Raw genomic sequence first — 1,858 nt, forward strand, 5'->3', positions numbered from 1 at the left:
AATCGGGATAGGGGACGGCTACCGCCGTTCCCCTCCCACACCACCCGGCATGCGGGTCCGCACCGGGCGGTTCGAGATGTTGAGGTCAGGAGAGTCTTGGCATGCCCAGACGATCGAAATAGCTGATCGTCAATACTTGGTGTCCGGCAGTCAGGCTGTTATGCCACCAGCGGCGACTCAGCGCCGCAACCGATTGCGCCACGCTCTGCGTAGCCCCTAAGCGAAGCAGTTCCCGGTAGATCGTCTTGCCGCGTCGCCACTGTTTGAGTTGAAGGGCTCGTAGCCTTCGACGCATCCACTCATCCAACCTTCGCCAGACTCGCGGGGTTTGCGCCAAGCTGAAGTAGCCTTTCCATCCCGGCAGATAGCTGCAAAGCTTTTCGATCACCTCGGCAAGGCTGCGCCCGCCATTACGGCGAGTACGCTGCCTGATCTGCTGCTTGAACACCCCCAGTGCCTTCTTCGAAACGGCACGACGCACCTCACCATCGTGGGTTTGCCATAAGCAGTATCCGAGGAAGTTACGTTCAAACACGCTCGCCACTGCACTTTTCGATTCATTGATCTTCAGGCGCAGCTTGTCGTAGCAGCGTTTGAGGAGGGCCATCACCCGCTCGCCAGCCTTCTGGCTGCGCACATAGACGTTACAGTCGTCGGCGTAACGGGCAAAACGATGTCCTTTGCGTTCAAGCTCTTTATCCACCTCGTCGAGCAGCACGTTAGCCAGTAGTGGCGACAGTGGCCCACCTTGCGGCGTGCCTTCCAATCGCTCGATCACTACACCACCATCCATGATTCCAGCATTTAGATAGGCCCGCACCAGCCGGATCACGCCAGCATCCTTCACGCGCCTACTCAAACGCTCTATCAGGATGTCGTGGTTGACCCGGTCGAAGAACTGGGACAGATCAACGTCCACCACGACGCAGTAGCCTTCTTGGGCATACCGTTGGGCAGACAAAACCGCATCCCAGGCTCGGCGACCTGGCCGGAATCCATGGCTATGCTCGCTGAAAGTGGGATCAATCAGCGGTTGCAGCACTTGCAGCAGCGCTTGCTGGATCAGACGGTCGGTCACACTGGGGATGCCCAGCTCTCGTTCACTTCCGTCTGGTTTCGGTATGCATACGCGCCGTACTGGTAATGGCTGGTAGGTTCCCGCCAGCAGTTGCCGTCGGATACTCGACCATACCTGCCTGAGGTGGGCTTCGGTCTGCACTATGTCCAGGCGATCCACCCCAGCACCTCCCTTGTTCGCCTTCACGCGCTTCCAGGCGCGCTGCATATTCTCCTGTGCGACAACCTGTTCCAACAGGCATCGCCCTGCATCCCCCGACCCTTGGCGCGGGAGGCGTGCTTCATCGCTGGACGGTAGCATCGAGGCTTCACCTCGATCCTGGACGCCCCGCCCCGTTCTCACAGGCATCTGATGCAATGCACGGCTCATCGACAAGACGTTTGATGCTCCTTCTCGTTCGGCCCTTCGTCCGGTGTTTCGAGCCTACAGTGGCTCAGCTATTCGACTACTACGGCCTCTGCTGACTTCTCGCTCCGATCAAGCACCGTCGCCCTTTCAGGCGTAAAGCGAGATCTCCCCAGGTAAGAACGCACTCCTTCTCTGCACAACCGCCGGATTTACGCCGCTTCGCCTTGGCCACGAGAGCTTCGCGGTTCCTTGCCCGCTCGCCCTGCTCGGCAGCGCCTCATATCCGATTCTTGTCCATCGGCTCGCAGATTACGCTCCACGCTTCCTCCCCACGCTCGGTCACCCTTACGCAGTTGCGCTTCGCTTCGTTCACTGTGGCCAGCTCACGGGAGGACTTGCACCTCCAAGAGTGCGCCCATGCTGGGCGCACAA

1 protein-coding gene is annotated in these 1,858 nt (G+C 59.5%); it reads right to left on the minus strand.

What is annotated here, in order from left to right; genetic code table 11:
- Nucleotides 1-85: 85 nt before the first annotated feature.
- Complete coding sequence (ltrA, locus tag CXK94_RS22165; protein ID WP_256046331.1) at nucleotides 86-1,453, minus strand: group II intron reverse transcriptase/maturase; 1,368 nt, start codon at nucleotides 1,451-1,453, stop codon at nucleotides 86-88.
- Nucleotides 1,454-1,858: the final 405 nt, after the last annotated feature.

The organism is Stutzerimonas stutzeri (assembly GCF_002890915.1).
Lineage (GTDB): Bacteria > Pseudomonadota > Gammaproteobacteria > Pseudomonadales > Pseudomonadaceae > Stutzerimonas > Stutzerimonas stutzeri_AF.